Below are 18,231 nucleotides of genomic sequence, written 5' to 3' on the forward strand. Positions count from 1 at the left end.
TAAAGGCGCCAAGGAGACCTGCCGTGACCGAGAAGAGTGGAGCCGATATCCTGATCGAGACGCTGTGCGATCTCGGTGTGGAGATCGTGTTCGGCTACCCCGGCGGGGCGGTGTTGCCGATCTATGACGCGATGTTCCGCTCAGGCCGGATCAAGCACATCCTGGTCCGCCACGAGCAAGCGGCGACGCATGCGGCCGAAGGCTATGCGCGCTCGACCGGCAAGCCCGGCGTCGTGCTCGTCACGTCGGGGCCGGGCGCGACCAACGCGGTCACCGGCATCACCGACGCGCTGATGGATTCGATCCCGATGGTCGTGCTGACCGGACAGGTTCCGACCGGGCTGATCGGCACCGATGCGTTCCAGGAGGCCGACACGGTCGGCATCACGCGGCATTGCTCGAAGCACAATTATCTCGTCAAGGATCCCGCCAGGCTGGCCGAGACGGTCAAGGAGGCGTTCCATATCGCCACCTCGGGCCGCCCCGGGCCGGTCGTGGTCGATATCCCCAAGGACGTTCAGGTCGCGACCGCGCGCTACGTCAGGACGCCCGCCACCACGACCGCGACGGTCCACAAGACCTACCGCCCGCAGATCAAGGCCGATCAGGCGCTGATCGAACAGGCGGTCGACATGCTGGCGGCGGCGGAGCGGCCGATCCTCTACACGGGCGGCGGCATCATCAACGCCGGGCCGGGCGCGAGCCAGATGCTGCGGGAACTCGCCCGGATCACCGGCGCGCCGGTCACCTCGACGCTGATGGGGCTGGGCGCCCTCCCCGCCTCTTCGCCACAGTGGCTCGGCATGCTCGGCATGCACGGCACCTACGAAGCCAATCACGCGATGAACCAGGCCGATCTCGTCCTGTGCATCGGCGCCCGCTTCGACGACCGCGTGACCGGGCGGCTCGACGCGTTCAGCCCGAACAGCCGCAAGGTCCACATCGATATCGATCGCTCGTCGATCAACAAGAACGTCCGGGTCGACCTCGCGATCGTCGCCGATGCCGGCCGCGCGCTGGAGGATCTGGTGCGCGTGTACAAGGCGCGCCGGCATCCCAAGCCCGACCTCACCGACTGGTGGCAGCGGATCGAGACGTGGCGCGCGGTCAAGAGCCTCGGCTTCCCGGCCTCGGCCAAGGAGATCATGCCGCAGCATGCGATCCGGGCTTTGTGGGCGGCGACGCACCACCGCAACCCGATCATCACAACCGAGGTCGGCCAGCATCAGATGTGGGCGGCGCAGCACTTCGATTTCGAGAGCCCGAACAAGTGGCTGACCAGCGGTGGTCTCGGCACGATGGGCTATGGCCTGCCCGCCGCGATCGGCGCGCAGCTCGGCAATCCGGGCGCGCTGGTCATCGACATCGCCGGCGAAGCCTCGATCCAGATGAACATCCAGGAACTCGGCACCGCCACGCAATACCGGCTGCCGGTCAAGATCTTCATCCTCAACAACCAATATATGGGGATGGTCCGCCAGTGGCAGGAGCTGACCTATTCGAGCCGCTATTCGGAAAGCTATTCGGACGCGCTGCCCGATTTCGTCCGGCTCGGCGAGGCTTACGGGTGGAAGGGCATCCGCATCGAGGGGCCGGACCAGCTCGACGGTGGCATCGCCGAGATGCTCGCCTATGACGGGCCGGTGATCGTCGATTGCCGGGTCGCGCAGCTCACCAACTGCTTCCCGATGATCCCGAGCGGCGCCGCCCATACCGACATGCTGCTCTATTCGAGCGAAGTGTCGGGCGAGATGGACGACAGCGCGAAGGCGCTGGTGTGATGATCCCAACGAACGTCGCCCCGGCGCAGGCCGGGGCCGCTATGGTGCTTCCGCGCAACCGCCGTCTCGAACACAACCCAACGGCCCCGGCCTGCGCCGGGGCGACGAGGTAATATGCACATCCAGCAGCAGACCGCAGAACGGCACACGCTCGCCGTCATCGTCGATAACGAACCCGGCATCCTCGCGCGGATCGCCGGGCTGTTCACCGCACGCGGCTACAATATCGAGAGCCTGACCGTCTCGGAAATCACCGACGACAAGGCGGTCAGCCGCATCACCATCGTGACGTCGGCCAGCCCGGCGGTGCTCGAACAGATCGTCGCGCAGCTCGACCGGTTGGTGCCGGTCCACAAGGTCCGCGACCTCACCGCCGAGGGCGACCATGTCGAGCGCGAACTCGCGCTGGTGAAGGTGCGCGGCATCGGCGATCACCGTATCGAGGCGTTGCGGCTAGCCGAGGTGTACCGCGCGCGCGTGGTCGATGCGACGATCTCCAGCTTCGTGTTCGAGGTCACGGGCGGGATCGACAAGATCGACAAGTTCGTCACGCTGATGGGCGAGGTCGGGCTGATCGAGGTCGCCCGCACCGGCATCGTCGCGATCTCGCGCGGCAAGGAAGCGGCTTAGTTACAAACCCCTCTCCCAGCGGGAGAGGGAGGGGCCCGGCGCGCAAGCGCCGGGAGGGTGAGGGCGAAGGCCCGCCGGCCCGATCACCCTCACCAACTTCGACTAGGCAGCAAGCTGCCAAGTCTTCGTATCCTCTCCCAGAGGGAGAGGGAAAGAAAGGGAACGAACAATGCGTGTCTATTACGATCGCGACGCCGATCTGAACCTGATCTCCGACAAGAAGATCGCCATCGTCGGCTATGGCTCGCAGGGCCACGCGCATGCGCAGAACCTGCGCGATTCGGGTGTGAAGGAGGTCGCGATTGCGCTGCGCGAGGGTTCGCCGAGCGCCAAGAAGGCGACCGACGCCGGCTTCAAGGTGATGCCGACCGCCGAAGCCGCCGCCTGGGCGGACATCACCATGATCCTCGCGCCCGACGAGCATCAGGCCGCGATCTACGCCGCCGATCTCCACGCCAATCTCAAGCAGGGCGCGACGATCGCGTTCGCGCACGGCCTCAACATCCACTTCGGGCTGATCGAGCCGCGTGAAGACCTCGACGTCATCATGATCGCGCCCAAGGGCCCGGGCCACACTGTCCGCAGCGAATATGTGCGCGGCGGCGGCGTGCCGTGCCTGATCGCGGTGCATCAGGACAAGAGCGGCAACGCGCATGACATCGGCCTCGCCTATGCGAGCGGCGTCGGCGGCGGCCGGTCGGGCATCATCGAGACCAACTTCCGCGAGGAATGCGAAACCGATTTGTTCGGCGAGCAGGCCGTGCTGTGCGGCGGCACCACCGCGCTGGTCCAGGCCGGGTTCGAGACGCTGGTCGAGGCAGGCTATGCGCCCGAGATGGCCTATTTTGAGTGCTTGCACGAGCTCAAGCTGATCGTCGACCTGATGTATGAGGGCGGCATCGCCAACATGCGCTATTCGATCTCGAACACCGCCGAGTACGGCGACATCAAGACCGGCCCGCGCATCATCACCGAAGAAACCAAGAAGGAAATGAAGCGCGTGCTCGCCGACATCCAGTCGGGCCGCTTCGTCAAGGATTTCGTGCTCGACAACCGCGCCGGCCAGCCCGAGCTGAAGGCGGCGCGCGGCCTCGCGCAGCGCCATCCGATCGAGGAGACCGGCGCCAAGCTGCGCGCGATGATGCCCTGGATCGGCGCCAACGCGCTGGTGGACAAGGCGAAGAACTGAGCTGAGTTCCCCACCCGTTCGTGTCGAGCGAAGTCGAGACACCCTGCGCGGAGCGCGTGGGTGTCCCTCGACTGCGTCCGGGACGAACGGTGGGGCTCCGCTCCGGAAGCGGTGAGCTTTCCCTCGCGACCAAGTGGTTTGCTCCGCTCGCGACGGAACAACGCACGTTCGCGAAACGATCGGTTGCCAACTCTGGCTTTGTCCTGAGCGGCGGACATCGCCAGGTACGCGTCTCCCAACCGGAGACCCTTCAATGCGCCTTGCTTTTGTCACCTTGCTGGCCCTCGCCGCGACCCCTGCCCTCGCCCAGTCGGACGTCGGCCCCGGCACCGCCAATCCCGCCCAGGTCGCGGCGGGCACCTATGCGGTCGATCCGCTCCACACCCAGGTGCTGTTCACCGTCAAGCACATGGGGTTCAGCATCTATACCGGCCAGTTCACTCAGCCGACCGGCACGCTGGTGCTCGATCCCAAGCGGCCGGCGGCCGACAAGGTCGATATCAGCTTCCCGACCGACAAGGCGGTGACGACGGTCGCGCACCTCAACGAACATCTCGCGTCCGACCAGTTCCTCGATTCCGCCAAGTTCCCGACCGCGCGGTTCGTCTCGACCAACGTGACGGTCAGCGGCACCAAGGCAACGATCGCGGGCACGCTGACGCTGCACGGGGTGACGCGGCCAGTGGTGCTCGACGCGCGCTTCATCGGCGGCGGCGTGAATCCGATGAGCAAGAAGCCGACGATCGGCTTTCAGGCGACCACCACGATCAAGCGCAGCGACTATGGCGTGACCTTCCTCACCGACCTCGTTTCGGATAGCGTGCCGCTCACCATCAACGCCGCATTCGAGGGACAATGACCGATACGCCGTCCGAAGACACCGAAGGCCGGCCCGGCGTCGGCCGCGTCGAAGCTTTTTCGGACGGCGTCATCGCCATCATCGTGACGATCATGGTGCTGGAGCTTCACCCGCCGATTTCCGAAGGCATGGCGAAGCTCTGGACCTTGTGGCCAGTGTTCCTCGCCTATGTGCTGAGCTACGCGTATGTCGCGATCTACTGGGTGAATCATCACCGGCTGTTCGGCCATGCCACGCACGTCACCAATGCGTTGGTGTGGTCGAATATGCTGCTGCTGTTCGCGCTGTCGCTGGTGCCCTTCTCGACCTCCTATCTCGGCGAGCATCATTTCAACCGCGAGGCGACGTGGCTGTACCTCGCGACGATGCTCTTCCCGGCGTTCTGCTACACATGGCTGCAGGCGACGATCCGTCGCACCGGCAAGCGCGGTCCGGGCGCGGAACGGTTCTACGCGGCGAGCACGCGCAAGGGCTGGTTCGCGTCGCTGGTGTACGCCCTCGGCATTCCGCTGACCTTCGTTTCGCCGTGGCTCGGCATTGGCTGCGCGGCGCTGGTCGCGGTCCTGTGGTTGCTACCGCAAAGCCGGGTGGACGCGTTGTTCCTGCCGCGCCGCTGAGGAAGCGCGCCGATTTCCCGCGCGAGCGCATGATCCGGCTGGACAGCGTCCCGTCCGCCGCGCTATCGCACCCGACGATGACGACCGGGATCGCCCTGCTGCTTCGACTTACGCGCCCTTAGGCGCGACCGTCACCGTGCGCGGGCATCGCCCAACGCACACCGCGCCTGAGGGCCAAAGTCATCCCGTCCCTTCAGCCAGCGAGAACCAGCATGCTGCGCGATCCTTCGACCAAATACCGACCATTTCCGCAAATCGATTTGCCCAACCGCGAATGGCCTTCGCGCACCATCACCAAGCCGCCGCGCTGGCTCTCGACCGATCTGCGCGACGGCAACCAGGCGCTCATCGACCCGATGGACGCCGAGAAGAAGACGCGGATGTTCGATCTGCTCGTCAAGGTCGGCCTCAAGGAGATCGAGGTCGGCTTCCCGAGCGCGGGCGCGACCGAGTTCGATTTCATTTCCGGGCTGGTCAAGACCGGGCGCATTCCCGACGACGTGACGGTGCAGGTGCTGACCCAATCGCGCCGCGACCTGATCGAAACCAGTTTCGAGAGCCTGCGCGGCGCCCCTAAGGCGATCGTCCACCTCTACAATGCGGTCAGCCCGGCGTGGCGCAAGATCGTGTTCGGGCTGACGCGCGAGCAGATCAAGCAGATCGCGATAGACGGCGCCAAGATCCTGCGCGACTGCGCCGCCGCCCAGCCCGACACGGATTGGCATTTCGAATACAGCCCGGAGACCTTCTCCACCGCCGAACTCGATTTCTCGGTCGAGGTCTGTGAAGCGGTGATGGACGTGCTGCGGCCGACGCCCGAGCATAAGCTGATCCTCAACCTGCCCGCCACGGTCGAGGCGGCGACGCCCAACATCTATGCCGACCAGATCGAATGGTTCGGAAAGCATATCCGCAACCGCGATTCGATCGCGATCAGCCTGCACACGCATAACGATCGCGGCACCGGCGTCGCTGCCGCCGAACTGGGGCTGATGGCGGGCGCCGACCGCGTCGAGGGCTGTCTGCTCGGCAATGGCGAGCGCACCGGCAACTGCGACCTCGTGACGGTCGCGCTCAACATGTACACGCAAGGGCTGTCGCCGGGGCTGGACCTGTCCGACATCGACGAGATCGTCAACACGGTCACCTATTGCACGCAACTGCCGGTACATCCGCGCACGCCTTATGCGGGCGATCTGGTGTTCACCGCTTTCTCGGGCAGCCATCAGGACGCGATCAAGAAAGGCTTCGCGGCGCAGGAGGCGCGCAACGACGAGTTGTGGGAAGTTCCCTACCTGCCGATCGATCCCGCTGATCTCGGCCGCAGCTATGAAGCGGTGATCCGCGTCAACTCGCAAAGCGGCAAGGGCGGCGTCGCTTGGGTGATCGAACAGGACAAGGGCCTGAAGTTGCCGAAGCGGCTTCAGGCCGATTTCAGCCGGCACGTCCAGGCGCTCGCCGACCAGACCAGCCGCGAACTCAACGCCGCCGACATCTGGGGCGCGTTCGAGAAGAGCTATCTGGCGAAGCCGGACGACCGCTTCGTGCTCGGCGCCTATGACGAAACGCGCGGCCCCGGCGGCGAGCGTATCTTCGTCGGCGATATCGAAGTCGCTGGCGAACATCATTCGGTGAGCGGGCGTGGCAACGGGCTGATTTCGAGCGTGGTGGCGGCGATCCACGACGGGTTCGGTGTCGAGCTCGAAGTCGCCGATTACGTCGAACATGCGATCGGCAAGGGATCGGACGTGCGCGCCGCCGCCTATGTCGAATGCCGCACCGGCGACGGGCGGACGGTATGGGGCGTCGGCATCGACGAGGATATCGCCACCGCTTCCGTGCGCGCGGTGCTGAGCGCCGCAAACCAAGCCTGATCGTCGCCCCGGCGCAGGCCGCGGCCGTTGCGTAGCTTGGCGCTTCGAGTGCCTGAAACGTGGCGCCCCCGGCCCACGCCGGGGCGACGTTAGGCGCCGCGGCGCCGCAACACCTCGCAGCCGATCCGCGCATCGGGGTAAATGTCGGTCTTCATCGTCCGCACCCGCGCGCCCGTCACGCGTCGATCGGCCAGCGCGAGCGCGGCGATCTCGTCGCACAACGTTTCCTGCAATTCGAAATGGCGCGATGCGGCGAGCGCGCGGATGCGGTCGCGCAGGAAATCATAGTCAACCACCGCGTCGATCCGATCCGCCGGCGCGGTCTCGCCATAATCGCAGTACAACCAGACACTGACCAGCACGCGCTGGGGGGCGGCGCGTTCAGTCGGGTGGATGCCGAGGCTTGCTGAAATCTCCAGCGCGTCGAGCAGCACGGTGTAGGTGGCCCGCCCCGCGCCCTGGCCATCGAACGCGGAATCGTCAGTCAAGCGCGCGCTCCCGTGTCGCGAACATCACGTCGCTGTCGCGGGTGATGAAGCGCTGTCCGCAATCGACGAACACGTTCTGGCCAGTGATGCTCGAGCAGTCCAGCAGCCACGCCACGGTGCCGGCGATATCCTCCACCGGAACCGGACGGCGCAGCAGATTATCGCGGGCGACCGCCTGAAATTCCTGCGGCGACTGGTCATGGCTCGTCAGCGTCAGCCCCGGTGACACCGCATTGACCCGGACGCGCGGTGCGAGCGCCTGCGCGAGCATTACCGTCGCGCTGTCGAGCGCGGTCTTGCTGAGAGAATAGGAGAAGAAATCGGGGTTGAGGTTGGCGATCTTCTGGTCGAGCACGTTGACCACCGCACCGTCCACCAGCCCCTGCTGTCGCGCAAGCGCGGTCGCGAGCGCGACGGGACCGGCCAGATTGGTCCGCATCATCGTCGCGAACAGGTCGCTGTTCTCGTGCGGCGGCCGGTCGAAATCGAACAGTGAGGCGCAATTGACCAAACCGTCGATCACGCCCCCCGCCGCCGCGCGCGCCTGCGCGAACAGGCGGTTGGGATCTTCGGAAATGTCGCCGTGGAGCAGCCACACCTCGGCGCCGTCGGCGCGCAGCTCGGCGGCGACCGCCTCGGCATCCTCGGCCGAGTGGAAATGGTGGAGCACGATACGGTGGCCGTCCGCGGCGAGCCGCCGCGCGATCGCCGCGCCGATCCGCCGCGCGGCGCCGGTCACCAGCACGGTGCGGAGCATCGCGATCAGCCCTTGAACCCGATCAGCGACAGCACCTCCTCGCGGCTGCGCTCATCCTCGCGGAACACGCCCATCATCCGGCTCGTCGTCATCGTCACGCCGGGGGTGCGCACGCCGCGGGCGGACATGCAGGCATGGTTCGCCTCGATCACCACCGCCACGCCGAGCGGCTTGAGATTGTCCCAGATGCAGTCGGCGACCTGGGCGGTGAGCCGTTCCTGGACCTGGAGCCGGCGGGCGAAGCCGTGCAGCACCCGCGCCAGCTTGGAAATGCCGACCACGTAATTGCCCGGCAGATAGGCGATGTGCGCCTTGCCGATGATCGGCGCCATGTGATGTTCGCAATGCGACTGGAACGGAATGTCCTTGAGCAGCACGATCTCGTCATAACCGCCGACCTCCTCGAACACGCGCGAGAGGTGGCGGGCGGGATCATCGGCATAGCCCGCGCAATATTCCTTCCACGCGCGCGCGACGCGTTTGGGTGTGTCCATCAGCCCTTCGCGCGCGGGATCGTCGCCCGCCCAGCGAATCAGCGTTCGAACCGCTTCGGCGACATCTTCGGGAACCGCGACCTTGCCATCGTCCTCAAACCCGTCATCCGAGATCACCGTGCCGGCGCCTTCGTTCATCGTAAATCCTTCATACGTCGCGACATAGTTGCCGTCGTGATCGCCCACCAACCATCATGGCCATTTCGGTTGAAATAGTGGCGGAAATACAAACGATCTCAGGCTTTCGTGACGATAGTCTCCAAGTCCATTGACGCACAAATCATCGCCGCGCTAACCGATGCATGGGGAACAAGAACAGTGACTTGCCGGACAGGCGGGCGCGAAACAGGGGTCGTCATTCACGATGAGATATGAGCTGCTCGCGGCCTCCGCAATGGCGTTGACGGCCGCGGTGCCCGCTCGCGCGGCGGACGATGCGGCGCGAAGCGGCGACGACATCGTCGTCACCGCGACCAAGCGCGACGAAACGCTCCGCGAGGTGCCCGTCTCGGTCGCGGTGACGTCCGCCGAGACGATCGCGCGCGCGCACATCGTCGATCTGATCGACCTGCAATCGGTGGTGCCGTCGCTGAAAGTTCAGCAATTCAACGCGGTGGGACAGACCAACTTCCTGATCCGCGGCTTTGGCAACGGCAACGGCAATGACGGAATCGAAAGCTCGGTCGGCGTGTTCGTCGACGGCGTATACCGCACGCGCACCTCGGCGGCGATCGACGATCTGCCCGAAGTCGAGCGGATCGAGGTGCTGCGTGGGCCGCAATCGACGCTGTTCGGCAAGAACGTGTCGGCGGGCGCGATCAGCATCGTCACCCGACGGCCCGATTTCGGCTGGGGCGGCAAGGCCGAACTGAGCGTTGGCAATTACGGGTTGATGCAGGGCAAGGCGAGTCTCAACGCGCCGCTCGGCCGAACGGCGGCGATCCGCCTGTCGGGTGCGGTCGATGAGCGTGACGGCTACATTCGCGGCGTCACGACGGGGCAGGACATCAACGACCGCCACCGCGTCTCGGTGCGTGGCGACCTGCTGTGGCAACCCACGGCGGATTTCGCGCTGCGCGTGATCGGCGACTACAACCGCATCGCCGAACTGTGCTGCGGCGTCACATCGGTGCGCAACGGCCCGGCGACCCAGGTGATCGGCGCCCCCGCGCCATCCGGCCTCGGCAAGCCGATCAGCGACGCGAGCGACATTTTCGCCCGCACCTCCGCCAGCAACTCCGATCCGACCAACCGGCTGATCGGGAGGGGCGTCTCGGCGCAGGCCGATTACACCCTGGGGTTCGCCAAGCTCACCGCGATCACGGCGTATCGCGACCAGATCAACCAGTCGCGGCAGGATGTCGACTTCACCGGCGCCGACATCGTCACCAACGCGGCCGCCAACCATATCAAGACCTTCACGCAGGAACTCCGCCTCGCCTCGAACGGCACCGGGCGGCTGCGATGGCTGATCGGCGGCTTCTATCAGGACGAGCATGTCGATACCGGGCGCGACATCCGCTTCGGCCGCGACGCGCGCGCCTTCGCCGATGCGCTGTCGGGCGGCGCGGTCGGGCAACTCGAAACGCTGCAATCGCTCGTGAACCCGGCGATCATGCCGGGCCGGACCTATTTCCAGCCGGGTCAGGGGATTTCCGACCGCTACACGCTCGCCCAGCGCGCGTTCTCGCTGTTCGCCGACGCGGACTTCAAGCTGACCGGGCGGCTGAAGATCGGCGGCGGCATATCGTATATGAACGATCGCAAGGCGGCGCGATCGTTCGTCACGTTGCAAGACCCGTTCTCGGCGCTCGATCTCGGCAATGTCCGCGAACTCGCGCTGCTGCCGCTCGCGATCCTCAACCCCGCCGCCCCCGCCGGCGCGACGATCCCGGTGAGCCTGTTCAGCCCGCTCACCGCGCTGCAATTCTTCTACGCCAACGCGCCCGGCCATGCGCCGGTGAATTTCCCCAACGCGCGCGAAAGCGGCGTGCTGCGCGGCGACCAGGTGACCTATTCGGCGCGGCTGGCGTATGATCTAGGGCCGGTGAACACCTACGTCACCTACGCGACCGGCTGGAAGGCGGGCGCGATCAACCTTTCGTCCGACAGCCGGCCGCCCGACCAGGCGGGCATCGGCCGCACGGCGGCGCCCGAGAACGTCACCTTGTACGAAGCGGGAGTGAAAGCGGCGTTCCGTGGCGGCTATGCCAACCTCGCGGTGTTCAAGCAGACCATCAAGGGCTTCCAGTCGAACATCTTCAAGGGGTTCGGCTATGCGCTCGTCAACGCGGGCCAGGAATCGGTCAAGGGGTTCGAGTTCGACGCGGCTTATGCGCCGGTGAAGATGCTGTCGCTGGCCGGATCGGTCACCTATCTCGATGCGAACTACGATTCCTTCACCGGCGCGGCCTGCGTCCGGTATGATCCGGTGCGCTGCCCGATCGACCCGAGCACCGGCCTAACCCCGCTCTTCCGCGACCTGACCGGCCAGCGGCCGGCCGGCATCGCCGAGTGGAGCGCCTCCGGCTCGGCGACGCTGTCGCACGATCTCGCACCCGGCATCGGCGGTTATCTGCGCGCCGAATATGATTACATGAGCCCGACCTATCAGACCGAAAGCTCGCCGCCCGACGTGGCGACCTGGGGCTATCACATCCTCAACGCCAGCCTCGGCGTGACGCTCGCCGCCGCCAAGCTGGAAGTGATGCTGTGGGCGCGCAACCTGACCGACGACCGCGCGATCGTCAGCACCTTCCCCACCGTCGCGCAGGACGGCAGCTACAGCGGCTATGTCCAGCAGCCGCGCACCTATGGCGCGACGGTCCGCAAGGCGTTCTGAGCCGGAACGCTCAACATCCCGGTTACGATCAGCATTTGCATCTGTGTGGAACCGCCAGTATCGAGCGCGCCCCGGCCCGCTTACGAAACGAACGGGCTATTTGCCGCTCGGGCAAGGTGACAACGGAGGAAAGGCGGCGCAGACACGGCGCCGCGTTGATCGTAGCGTAACACCGATGTCGGCCCGAACGACACACAGCAGGAAGGACACATAATGGCAAAAACCCCGACCGCCGCAGCCGCGCCCAAGACCGGCGGCATCCACGCCCCGATCCAGCCGTCGGAGGATCTCGCCGCGATCGTCGGCAACGACCGTCTGCCGCGCAGCGAAGTCATCAAGAAGGTTTGGGACTACATCAAGGCGAACAACCTTCAAAACCCTGAAAACAAGCGTGAAATCGTCGCGGACGAGAAGCTGAAGAAGATCTTCGGCAAAGACAAGGTGACGATGTTCGAAATGAACAAGCACCTCGCGGGCCACATGAAGGCCTGAACGGTCTTGCGGGCGCCGGCGACACGTCGGCGCCCCGCGCCTCCCGGCGGGTTCCGACCGATTCGGAACTATGATCCAGCAATGTTCGTTTGGCGCCTCGGATTTCACAACCGAGAGGTCGTCATGAAACGCTCCAACCTTATCGCCACGACGGTGGGTGCCACCGCATTGATGTTCGTCGGCTCGCCGGTGCTCGCGCAGGGCAAGGCGGATCGCGCGCGGGCCGCCATCGCCGAAGCGCACGGGAAGATCGACGCGGCCAACAAGATCGGCGTGGCCGGCGACGCGCCGCGGCTTCAGGCGGAGGCGCAGGCCGCGCTGCGCAACGCCGAGGAGGAACTCGCGCGCGGCAAGAAGGACGAGGCCATCGCCGACGCGCTCCACGCCTCGGAACTCGCCGATACCGCGCTCGGCGCGGCACAGCAGGCGCGCAACGCACAGGCGAGCGCGCAGCAGGCCGACGCCGAGACCGCCGCGGCTCAGGCACAACAGCAGGCGCAGGTCGCCAACCAGCGCGCTCAGGTGGCGGAGCAGCAGGCCGCGGCGGCTGCCGCCGATGCCGCCGCCGCGCGCGCCGCCCCGCCCGTGATCGTCGCGGCGCCGACTCCCACGCCGACCACGACCATCACCACCGAGACCACCAAGCAACAGGCATCGGCCGCGCCGGTGGTGCATCGCCGTGTCGTCCGCAAGTCGACCGCGCCGAAAGCCCGCACGGTCGAGAAGACGACCACCAGCGTCACCACCTCGCAGCAGCAGTGACAGGGCACGGGCGCCGGTGACCCGGCGCCCGACTACCATTTCGACCATTGAAGAATGGTGGTCCCGGAGGGACTCGAACCCCCGACGCCCACATTAGGAATGTGGCGCTCTATCCTGCTGAGCTACGGAACCAGTCGATCACCCTGTACCGGCAGGAGCGGCCGCGCTCAAGCGGTGTCAGTTCACCACGTCGGGCGGTAGGACCGGCAGGGGCAAGGGCGCGACGGGCACGCCCTCCTCGATCAACGATTTGGCCTCGGCGAGCGTGGTCTGGCCGTGAATCGGGCCGGCTGGCAGATCGCCGGCATGCATTGCGCGGGCGCGCTCCGGAAAGGCGGTGCCGACCCATTCCGACTTCTCGAGCACCCTGGCCTGCGCCTCGGCCAACGCCTTCATCGCCGCCTTGATCGCGGCAGGCGTCGGCGTCTCGTCAGGCTTGGCGACGGCGCGGCTGTTGCCCTTGGGGGCTACGTTGGGGGCCATCACCGCCTTTGCGATCCCGGCATCGCCGCACACCGGGCATGACAGCAGACCACGCGCGCGCTGATCCTCATAGGCGTCGCTCGATCCGAACCACGCTTCGAAAACGTGCGAGCGTGCACAGCGCAGATCGAACACGATCATGCCGAGACCACGCCCGGTATCGCCCGGCGGTGCGCGAGGACGGGCACGCGCGCGCGCACGTCGGCGACGCGTGCCGGGTCGATCTCCGCGAACCCGAGGCCGGCCTCCTCGCCCATGTCGAGCAGCACCGTTCCCCACGGATCGACAACGAGCGAATGGCCATAGGTGGCGCGCCCGTCCTCATGCGTGCCGGTCTGCGCTGCGGAAATCACATAGGCCGCGGATTCGATCGCGCGGGCGCGTTGCAGGATGTGCCAGTGCGCGGCGCCGGTGGGGCGGGTGAAGGCGGCGGGAATCGCCAGCACGGTTGCCCCGGCATCGCTCAACGCGCGGAACAGATCGGCGAAGCGCAAGTCGTAACAGATCGCGAGGCCGAGCTGGCCGGCCGGCGTACCGACCACCACCGCGCCTTCGCCCGGCGCGTAGGACGCAGACTCGCGCCAACTCTCACCGCTCGGCAGATCGACGTCGAACAGGTGCAGCTTGTCGTAACGGGCGCGGATCTCACCCTGCTCGTCGATCACGAAGGCGCGGTTGGCGAGCCGCCCGTCGTCTCCATGCACCGCGAGCGAGCCGAGATGTACCCAAAGCTTGTGCTCGCGCGCCGCCGCGCGTGTGGCGGCGAGCACGCCATCGTCGCCCTCGGCGCTCAGGTGCGGCTGCGCGCGCGCGCGGTTCTGATCGACCAGCCCGGACATTTCGGGCGTGAACAGCATCGCCGCGCCGCCCGCCGCAGCCTCCGCCACGGCATCGACGATGGTGCGCGCATTCGCCTGCGGGTCGATCCCGCTGGTCATCTGGAGCAACGCGACCTTCATGCCGCGAGCAGTTCGTCCAACTTGCCCGCACGATCGAGCGCGGCGAGATCGTCCGACCCACCGACGTGCGTGTCGCCGATGAAGATCTGCGGCACGGTCGACCGGCCGTTGGCGCGATCGAGCATTTCGGCGCGCCTGGGGCCGCCCATCGTGATGTCGAACTCCTCGACCTCGGCGCCTTTCGACGCGAGCAGCCGCAGCGCGCGCGTGCAATAGGGGCAGAACGCTTTGGTGTAGATTTGTGTCTTGGCCATCGCCCGAACGTGTGCAGTCGCCCCGCGCTTGTCAATCACTCGCCGCCGAATCGAGCACGCGGGCCCAGCACAGGATCGCGACCGAGCGTGCCCCGGCGGCGAGCAAGGTGTCGGTACAGGCATCGGTGGTGGCGCCGCTGGTGTAGATGTCATCGACCAGCACGATCGCCTTGTCCGCCACGCGCGCGCGCGGCGACACCGCGAACGCGCCCTTCACCGCACGCTCCCGCGCGGTGACGCCGAGGCCGCGCAACATCGGCGTCGCGCGGGTTCGACGCAGCACCAGCGGATCGGTGGCGACCCCGCTCGCGCGTGCGACCGACGCGGCGATCAGCGCGGCCTGGTTGAACCCGCGCGACCACAGCCGCCAGCGGTGGAGCGGCACCGGCAGAATCAGGTCCGCGCCCGGTGGCATCAGCCGCGCCATCTGCCGCCCGACCGTTTCGGCGAAGGCGATCCGCCCGCCATATTTAAGCCGCAGCGCGACCGTGCGCGCGATGTCGCCATAGGCCACCGCCGCGAACACGCCCGCGTGCCGGGGCGGCTGCGCGCGGCAATCGGCGCACTGATCCGAGATGCCCGCATGTTCGAACGGCATCTGGCAGGTCGCACACCACGGCGGCGCGAGAAAGCGCAGCGCACCCCAGCATGTCGCGCAAAAGCGATGATCCGCTCCCGTCACCGCCGCACATCCCGGGCAGCGCGGCGGCAGCGCGAGACCGGCGACGAACTTCAAGGGCGCGGCGAGCGGCGACACACCCCCTTGTCGCTGGCGCGGCGACACGGCACAAGCCGCCGCGTGAGCGTTCCCGACATCTTCGACCGCGCCGCCCGGCGCCGCTACCGCGACCGCGCCGCCGCCGATTTCGCAGGGTATGACTTTCTGCGCGCGGCGATGCTCGACGGTATCCAGGAGCGGCTCGACAGCGTGAAGCGCACGTTCGCCGACGTGCTCGATCTCGGCTGTTTCGATGGCGGCTTCGTGCCCCCGCCGGGCGCCCGGATCGTGCGCTGCGACGCCGGGCCGGCCTTCGCGGCCAGGGCGGGCGGGATCGTCGCCGAGGAAGACCATCTGCCCTTCCCCGAATCGCACTTCGATCTGATCGTCTCGGCGGGTGTGCTCGACAGCGTCAACGATCTGCCGGGCGCGCTGATTCAGGCGCGGCGGGCGCTTCGCCCCGACGGGCTGTTCCTCGCCGCCTTCGTCGGCGGGGGGTCGCTCGCGAGCCTGCGTGCGGCCTTACGCGTCGCGGAGGGCGATCGCCCGGCGGCGCGGCTCCACCCGCAGATCGACGTGCGTTCGGCGGGCGACCTGCTGATGCGCGCCGGCTTCGCCCTGCCCGTCGCCGACAGTGAACCGCTCAAGGTACGCTATGGCGATCTCGGCGGATTGGTGCGCGATCTGCGCGGCATGGGCGCCACCAACGCGCTGAACGGCCGCCGCCCGCTGCGCCGCGACACGCTGGCGCGCGCCTATCAGGCGTTCGCCGACCTTGCCGACGCCGAGGGGCGCGTGCCCGAGCGGTTCGAGATCATCTTCATGACCGGCTGGGCGCCCTCGCCCGATCAGCCGAAACCGGCGCGTCGCGGCAGCGCGACCTCCTCGCTGGCGGCGGCGCTGAAGCCGCCGCAAGGCTGATGCCGCCTTTTCGCCCACGCCCGGCGCGTGCGGGAAAGATGGTAACGAAGTCTTAAACCATTTCCGATTACCGGGAGACCGGGGGGTGCCGGATATGGTGCCTGTATGCGAGTTGTATTTCGCCTGTTGGCTTTTCCCGCCGCGCTGTTCGCGGCCGTTCCGCTTCATGCGGGTTCGCTCCTCAACTATGTCGGGGAGTGCGTGCCGTTCGCGCGCGCCGCGTCCGGCATCCAGATCTACGGCGACGCCTGGACCTGGTGGGACAAGGCGGCCGGTCACTATCGGCGCGGCGATGTTCCCCGCGTCGGCTCGGTCGTCGTCTTCTCGCGCACCTCGCGGCTGCCATACGGCCATGTCGCGGTCATCAGCCGGATCGTCGACCCCCGTGTCGTGATGGTGACGCATGCCAATTGGTCGCGCCAGAACGGCGAGCGCGGCCATGCCGAGCAGGACGTGACGCTCACCGACGTGTCGCCGCGCAACGACTGGAGCGAGGTTCGCGTCTGGTATCGCGACATGGTCGGGCTGGGCGGGACGACCTACCCGATCTCGGGCTTCATCTATTCGACGCCGATCGACGGCGCACCGCCCCCGCGCCCGGCGCCCGAACTGACCGGCCGTGACCCGGATTATGTCGGCGCGCTGATCGACGCCTATCGGTAAGCGGCGCGTTAACCAGCGCGCAACGCCGCGAGGCTAGATCGGCCGCCGACAAGGGGGCTTGATGACCGAACGGCGCATAACCGGCTTGCTTTGCGGGATCATGCTGCTCGGTCTCGGCTTGCGGGTCGCGTCGGCGCGTGGCGGGCTGTGGCTCGACGAGGCGTGGTCGGCCGAACTGGCACGCGAGGTCGGCACGCCGCTCGGCGTGTTCCTCAGCATCAATCACGACAACAATCACCATGTCAATTCGCTGTGGATGCAGTTCGTCGGTTTCGGCGCGCCGCCGATGCTGCAACGCGCGCTGTCGATCGCCGCCGGCACGATCGCGATCGCCGTCGCGGCCATGATCTTGCGCCCGCGCGGCACGACGACCGCGCTGATCGCGGCATCGCTGTTCGCCGTCTCGCCGATGATGGTGACGATGGGATCGGAGGCGCGCGGGTATGCGCCGATGTCGCTGGCGTTCCTGAGCGCGATCCTGCTGGTGGCGCGCTGGTTGCCCGAGCAGCGCGGCGAACGTGTTCGGTTGCGGCTCGCCTTGTGCTTCGCGCTCGGCACGCTGTCGCAGATGACGATGGTGTTCGGCTGTGTCGCGCTGATCGGCTGGGTGTTCTTCGCGCTTGCCAAGCGCATGGCGCCGCTCGCCGCGGCGGGGCGGACGCTCCGGCTGTTCACGCCAGCGTTGCTGTCGCTCGCCGCGGTGCTGGGGCTGATCTTCGGCGCCGCTCATGCCAGCGCGACCGGTTTCCAGTTCGGCGCCTACGAGCCGTTCGACATCATGTTGTTCCTGCACGCTGTCATCGAAATGCTCGGCTATACGATCGGTTGGCCGGTCGTATCGCTGTGGCTGATCCCTGCCGTGCTGACCCTGGTCTTGCTCGCGCAGGGTGGTGGCGCCACGCACCGCGCATTCTACCGGCTCGCGATCGTCGCCTTCCCGGTCACGTTGGCGGTGCTGCACGCCGGCAACCCCGGCCACCCGCGCTATTACCTGGTCGCCGCGATCGGCCTGTTGCTGCTGCTGGCCGAATTGATCGGCTCGGCGATCGGTCGCGCCGGCTGGCGGCGCGCGTTCGCGGTGGCCGCGCTCGCCGCGATCCTTACCGGTGGCGCGTGGCGGGATGCCGATCTGATCCGCAACCAGCGCGGCGATCCCGATCCGGCGATCGCGGCGATGCGCGCACGCGCGCCCGGCGGGAGCGCGGTTCTGCTCGACCGTTCGACCGGCTTCGCGATGCTCGCGGCGGCGGCGGCGCATGCACGCTACCCGCTGACGATCGTGCGGGCCGGATGCGCGCCAGCGCGCTTCCTGTTCCTGGACCGCTTCAAAGGCGAGGACTTCCCCCGCACTCCGGTGCGATGCGGGGCGGATTGGCGCCCCATCGCTGGCGCCCATGCGCACGGCCTGTCAGGAACGCACTGGACCTTGTACGTTCGCCGACGCTAGC

At 67.2% G+C, this 18,231-nt stretch carries 19 protein-coding genes and 1 tRNA gene; 12 read left to right on the plus strand and 8 right to left on the minus strand.

The genetic code is table 11. The features are described from left to right. Window positions 1-23: 23 nt before the first annotated feature. The 6 genes from BLS81_RS11320 to leuA all read left to right on the plus strand — a co-directional run bounded on the left by BLS81_RS11320 (window position 24) and on the right by leuA (window position 6,950). Window positions 24-1,781, plus strand: coding sequence for an acetolactate synthase 3 large subunit (locus tag BLS81_RS11320; protein WP_093223936.1), 1,758 nt, complete (start codon window positions 24-26; stop codon window positions 1,779-1,781). 114 nt (window positions 1,782-1,895) lie between these two features. Then, a complete protein-coding gene (ilvN, locus tag BLS81_RS11325) occupies window positions 1,896-2,411 on the plus strand; it encodes an acetolactate synthase small subunit (protein ID WP_093223938.1) in 516 nt (171 codons plus the stop codon). 169 nt (window positions 2,412-2,580) lie between these two features. Next, a complete protein-coding gene (gene ilvC / locus BLS81_RS11330) occupies window positions 2,581-3,600 on the plus strand; it encodes a ketol-acid reductoisomerase (RefSeq protein WP_093223940.1) in 1,020 nt (339 codons plus the stop codon). Window positions 3,601-3,853: 253 nt separating this feature from the next. Beyond that, the gene (locus tag BLS81_RS11335) at window positions 3,854-4,459 is read left to right on the plus strand and encodes a YceI family protein (RefSeq protein ID WP_093223942.1); all 606 of its coding nucleotides are present in this window, start codon (window positions 3,854-3,856) and stop codon (window positions 4,457-4,459) included. Beyond that, window positions 4,456-5,076, plus strand: a complete 621-nt coding sequence (locus BLS81_RS11340; protein ID WP_093223944.1) for a TMEM175 family protein — start codon at window positions 4,456-4,458, stop codon at window positions 5,074-5,076. Before BLS81_RS11335 ends, BLS81_RS11340 begins: the two co-directional genes overlap by 4 nt. A gap of 212 nt (window positions 5,077-5,288) precedes the next feature. Beyond that, complete coding sequence (gene leuA / locus BLS81_RS11345) at window positions 5,289-6,950, plus strand: 2-isopropylmalate synthase (RefSeq protein ID WP_093223946.1); 1,662 nt, start codon at window positions 5,289-5,291, stop codon at window positions 6,948-6,950. A gap of 89 nt (window positions 6,951-7,039) precedes the next feature. Here leuA and BLS81_RS11350 read toward each other — a convergent pair whose 3' ends face one another. From BLS81_RS11350 to folE, 3 genes are read right to left on the minus strand one after another with little or no spacing between them, the layout of a single operon-like run. Then, window positions 7,040-7,438, minus strand: coding sequence for a dihydroneopterin aldolase (locus BLS81_RS11350; protein WP_093223948.1), 399 nt, complete (start codon window positions 7,436-7,438; stop codon window positions 7,040-7,042). Beyond that, window positions 7,431-8,195, minus strand: coding sequence for an SDR family oxidoreductase (locus BLS81_RS11355; protein WP_176787141.1), 765 nt, complete (start codon window positions 8,193-8,195; stop codon window positions 7,431-7,433). The genes BLS81_RS11350 and BLS81_RS11355 overlap by 8 nt, the downstream gene beginning before the upstream one ends. Window positions 8,196-8,200: 5 nt before the next feature. After that, window positions 8,201-8,827 (minus strand): GTP cyclohydrolase I FolE, encoded by a 627-nt coding sequence (gene folE, locus BLS81_RS11360; protein ID WP_093224255.1) that lies wholly within the window; start codon window positions 8,825-8,827, stop codon window positions 8,201-8,203. A 256-nt stretch (window positions 8,828-9,083) separates the two neighbouring features. Here folE and BLS81_RS11365 point away from each other — a divergent pair, with 256 nt between their 5' ends. The 3 genes from BLS81_RS11365 (at window position 9,084) to BLS81_RS11375 (ending at window position 12,785) form a co-directional block, all read left to right on the plus strand. After that, on the plus strand, window positions 9,084-11,531 hold the full coding sequence (locus BLS81_RS11365) for a TonB-dependent receptor (RefSeq protein ID WP_256326202.1): 2,448 nt from the start codon (window positions 9,084-9,086) through the stop codon (window positions 11,529-11,531). A gap of 213 nt (window positions 11,532-11,744) precedes the next feature. Beyond that, a complete protein-coding gene (locus BLS81_RS11370) occupies window positions 11,745-12,023 on the plus strand; it encodes an SWIB/MDM2 domain-containing protein (RefSeq protein ID WP_093223954.1) in 279 nt (92 codons plus the stop codon). A 123-nt stretch (window positions 12,024-12,146) separates the two neighbouring features. After that, a complete protein-coding gene (locus tag BLS81_RS11375) occupies window positions 12,147-12,785 on the plus strand; it encodes a hypothetical protein (protein ID WP_093224257.1) in 639 nt (212 codons plus the stop codon). Window positions 12,786-12,840: 55 nt separating this feature from the next. Here the strand turns inward: BLS81_RS11375 and BLS81_RS11380 are convergent. The 5 genes from BLS81_RS11380 to BLS81_RS11400 form a co-directional block, all read right to left on the minus strand. Further along, window positions 12,841-12,917, minus strand: a tRNA-Arg gene (locus BLS81_RS11380). 45 nt (window positions 12,918-12,962) lie between these two features. After that, window positions 12,963-13,409, minus strand: a complete 447-nt coding sequence (locus BLS81_RS11385; RefSeq protein WP_093223956.1) for a DUF1178 family protein — start codon at window positions 13,407-13,409, stop codon at window positions 12,963-12,965. Further along, window positions 13,406-14,227 carry a carbon-nitrogen hydrolase family protein gene (locus tag BLS81_RS11390; protein WP_093223958.1) on the minus strand — a complete coding sequence of 274 codons (822 nt, stop codon included), beginning with the start codon at window positions 14,225-14,227 and terminating at the stop codon, window positions 13,406-13,408. Before BLS81_RS11390 ends, BLS81_RS11385 begins: the two co-directional genes overlap by 4 nt. Continuing rightward, a complete protein-coding gene (grxC, locus tag BLS81_RS11395) occupies window positions 14,224-14,481 on the minus strand; it encodes a glutaredoxin 3 (protein ID WP_093223960.1) in 258 nt (85 codons plus the stop codon). Before grxC ends, BLS81_RS11390 begins: the two co-directional genes overlap by 4 nt. Before the next feature lie 31 nt (window positions 14,482-14,512). Then, window positions 14,513-15,238, minus strand: coding sequence for a ComF family protein (locus BLS81_RS11400; RefSeq protein ID WP_093223962.1), 726 nt, complete (start codon window positions 15,236-15,238; stop codon window positions 14,513-14,515). A gap of 42 nt (window positions 15,239-15,280) precedes the next feature. On the opposite strand from BLS81_RS11400, the gene BLS81_RS11405 reads away from it, so the two are divergent. The 3 genes from BLS81_RS11405 to BLS81_RS11415 all read left to right on the plus strand — a co-directional run bounded on the left by BLS81_RS11405 (window position 15,281) and on the right by BLS81_RS11415 (window position 18,230). After that, a complete protein-coding gene (locus tag BLS81_RS11405; protein WP_256326203.1) occupies window positions 15,281-16,120 on the plus strand; it encodes a methyltransferase domain-containing protein in 840 nt (279 codons plus the stop codon). Window positions 16,121-16,225: 105 nt separating this feature from the next. Continuing rightward, entirely contained in the window at window positions 16,226-16,783 is a 558-nt protein-coding gene (locus BLS81_RS11410) for a CHAP domain-containing protein (protein WP_093223966.1), read from the plus strand. Between the two features lie 61 nt (window positions 16,784-16,844). Then, window positions 16,845-18,230 (plus strand): glycosyltransferase family 39 protein, encoded by a 1,386-nt coding sequence (locus tag BLS81_RS11415; protein ID WP_093223968.1) that lies wholly within the window; start codon window positions 16,845-16,847, stop codon window positions 18,228-18,230. Window position 18,231: the final 1 nt, after the last annotated feature.

Origin of the sequence: Sphingomonas sp. NFR15, assembly GCF_900103265.1 — a bacterium.
Classification (GTDB): domain Bacteria; phylum Pseudomonadota; class Alphaproteobacteria; order Sphingomonadales; family Sphingomonadaceae; genus Sphingomonas; species Sphingomonas pollutisoli.